This is a genomic window from Streptomyces flavofungini (assembly GCF_041028215.1).
Lineage (GTDB): Bacteria > Actinomycetota > Actinomycetes > Streptomycetales > Streptomycetaceae > Streptomyces > Streptomyces flavofungini_B.
Window position 1 is genome coordinate 1 of record NZ_JASKYR010000793.1, and the last position, 3,030, is coordinate 3,030.

3 protein-coding genes are annotated in these 3,030 nt (G+C 73.3%); 1 reads left to right on the forward strand and 2 read right to left on the reverse strand.

What is annotated here, in order from left to right:
- Positions 1 to 58: 58 nt before the first annotated feature.
- Positions 59 to 1,057, reverse strand: coding sequence for a GlxA family transcriptional regulator (locus AB8Z36_RS34535; protein WP_369217336.1), 999 nt, complete (start codon positions 1,055 to 1,057; stop codon positions 59 to 61).
- Between the two features lie 71 nt (positions 1,058 to 1,128).
- On the opposite strand from AB8Z36_RS34535, the gene AB8Z36_RS34540 reads away from it, so the two are divergent.
- Positions 1,129 to 2,433 (forward strand): MFS transporter, encoded by a 1,305-nt coding sequence (locus AB8Z36_RS34540; protein WP_369217337.1) that lies wholly within the window; start codon positions 1,129 to 1,131, stop codon positions 2,431 to 2,433.
- On the opposite strand, the gene AB8Z36_RS34545 is transcribed toward AB8Z36_RS34540, so the two are convergent.
- Positions 2,423 to 3,030: flavin reductase family protein (locus tag AB8Z36_RS34545; protein WP_369217338.1), on the reverse strand; the 608-nt coding region annotated here is incomplete at its 5' end. The two genes, AB8Z36_RS34540 and AB8Z36_RS34545, sit on opposite strands and share 11 nt — an antisense overlap.

Below are 3,030 nucleotides of genomic sequence, written 5' to 3' on the forward strand. Positions count from 1 at the left end.
GCCGTCCTCACGTTCTGACCCCCTCCCGCTGTGGCGCGGCTGCCGCCCGTCCGTGTTCTCACCCCGTGGCGATCTCGCGGAACGTGCGGCGGTACGCGGTGGGGGTGACTCCCAGGGCCGATTGCAGGTGCTGGCGCATCGACTGGGCCGTGCCGAAACCGGCGGCCCTCGCGATGTGGTCCACGGACAGGTCGCTGGACTCCAGGAGGTGCCGGGCGCGCTCCACCCGTTGCTGGGTGAGCCACTGGCCGGGGCTCATCCCGACCTCCTCGCGGAACCGGCGGGTGAAGGTCCGCACCGACATCGCCTCCTGCTCGGCCATGTCGCGGAGCTGGAGCGGCTGGTCCAGGCGGCCGAGTGCCCAGGTGCGGGCCGTCCGCGTGGTCGCGAGCTGCGGCTCGGGCACCGGGCGCTGGATGTACTGGGCCTGCCCGCCGTCCCGGTGCGGCGGCACGACCGTACGACGGGCCACGTCGTTGGCGACCGCGCTGCCGTGGTCACGGCGTACGAGATGGAGGCAGAGGTCTATTCCCGCCGCCACGCCCGCCGAGGTCAGCACCTCCCCGTCGTCGATGAACAGCACATCCGCATCCACCTTGACCCGCGGGAACAACGCCTGGAAGTGTTCCGCCGACGACCAGTGGGTGGTCGCCGGGCGGCCGTCGAGGAGGCCCGCCGCGGCCAGCAGGTAGCCGCCCGTGCAGATCGCCACCAGGCGTGCGCCCGCGGGGAGGTGGGCGAGGGCCGCGGTCAGTTCCTCGGTCAGTCTGCCCTCCTCGAACACCGGGCCGAGTTCGTAGGAGGCCGGGACCACCACCGTGTCCGCCGTGGCCAGTGCCTCGGGGCCGTGGACGACCGTGATGTCGAAGTCGGCGTCGGTGCGGATCGGGCCCGGACCGCGTACGCCGCAGGTCACCACCTCGTACAGAGGCCTGCCCTCCGGGGTGCGGGCGCGGCCGAAGATGCGCTGGGGGATGCCGAGTTCGAACGGGATCACGCCGTCCAGGGCCAGGACGACGACGCGGTGCGCGGGGGTGGGTGCTCCTCTGCCGGCCATGGCCCGATCCTAGCGAACACTGTCCCTCGGGCCACTCGTACGGCGTCGGCCATGGCCGGATGCTGTGTGACGTGACCCAGACAACCGAGTCGCCCGCGACGGGCGTACGCGACCGCACGCCCCGACCCGCCCGCCGCCGCGTCCACCGCGCCTGGTTCGTCGCCGCGGTGACCTTCGTGACGATCATCGGCGCGGCCGCGTTCCGCTCCCTGCCGGGCCTGCTCATCGACCCGCTGCACGAGGAGTTCGACTGGTCGCGCGGCACGATCGGCCTCGCCGTCTCCGTCAACCTCGCGCTGTACGGGCTCACCGCCCCCTTCGCCGCCGCCCTGATGGACCGCTTCGGCATCCGCAGGGTCGTCGCGGTCGCCCTGATCGTCATCTCGCTCGGCTCCGGCCTCACGGTGTGGATGGACTCCGCCTGGCAGCTCCTGCTGTGCTGGGGGCTGCTGGTCGGGCTCGGCTCCGGCTCCATGGCGCTCGCCTTCGCGGCCACCGTCACCAACCGCTGGTTCACCGAGCGGCGCGGTCTGGTCACCGGCGTCCTCACGGCCGCCTCCGCCTCCGGACAACTGATCTTCCTTCCCGTCCTCTCCTGGGTGGTGGAGGAGCACGACTGGCGTCCCGCCGCCGTGACGGTCGCGCTCGCCGCCCTGGCCGTCGTCCCGTTCGTATGGCTGCTGCTGCGCGACCATCCGGCCGATGTCGGGCTGAAGCCGTACGGGGCCGAGGCGTTCGTGGCGAAGCCGCCCGCCGTGCCGGGGGCCGCCCGGCGCACGCTGAGGGTGCTCAGGGATGCGGCGCGCACCGGGCCGTTCTGGCTGCTCGCGGGGACCTTCGCGATCTGCGGCGCCTCCACGAACGGGCTGGTCCAGACGCACTTCGTACCCGCCGCGCACGACGAGCACATGCCCGTCCAGGCCGCCGCTTCACTGCTCGCCGTCATCGGTGTCTTCGACGTCGTGGGCACGATCGCCTCCGGCTGGTTCACCGACCGCTTCGACGCGCGTCGCCTGCTCGCCGTCTACTACGCGCTGCGCGGCGTCTCGCTGCTCTTCCTGCCCCTGCTGCTCGCGCCGACCGTCCACCCGCCGATGCTGCTCTTCATCGTCTTCTACGGCCTCGACTGGGTGGCCACCGTCCCGCCGACCCTCGCTCTCTGCCGCGAGCAGTACGGCGACGACAGCGCGATCGTCTTCGGCTGGGTCCTGGCCTCGCACCAGGTCGGCGCCGCTCTCGTCGCCTTCCTCGGCGGTGTCGCGCGGGACGCCTTCGGCTCGTACGACGTGATGTGGTACGCCTCCGGGGCGCTGTGCGCGGCGGCCGCGCTGATGGCCCTGGTGATCCGGCGCCGGACGCCCGCCGTCACCGGATGAGGCGGCCGAACGCGCCCCGGTGGAAGAGGAGCGGTCCCTCGTCGTCGTCCGTCGTCGCGCCGAGCGCGTCCACCCGGCCGACGACGATGAGGTGGTCGCCCCCGGTGTGCACCGCCTGGATCGTGCAGTCGATCCAGGCCGTCGCCCCGGACAGGCGCGGCGCACCGGACACGGGCGCCGCGTCGTACTCCACCCCGGCGAACTTGTCCGCCCCGCTGACCGCGAAGGCCCGGCAGAGCCCGGCCTGACCGGCGCCGAGTACGTTCACGCAGAAGACGCCCGCGCGCGCGATGCGCGGCCAGGACGTCGAGGTCCGCGCCACCATGAAGGAGACGAGGGGCGGGGCGAGCGAGAGCGACGCGAAGGACTGGCAGGCGAACCCCGCCGGTCCGGCCGGTCCCGCTGAGGTGCCGTCGGCGGGCGGCGCGGTGATCACTGTGACCCCGGTGGCGAAGTTTCCGAGCACGCGCCGGAACTCCGCGGGGTCGACCGCCGCCCGTTCGTCGTCGCCGACCGCCCGCAGGCGCGGGTACCCGGGCGTGGCCGGGGGTGTTTCGACGGGCCCCGCGGCGACGGGGGCCCCGACGGACCTGAGAT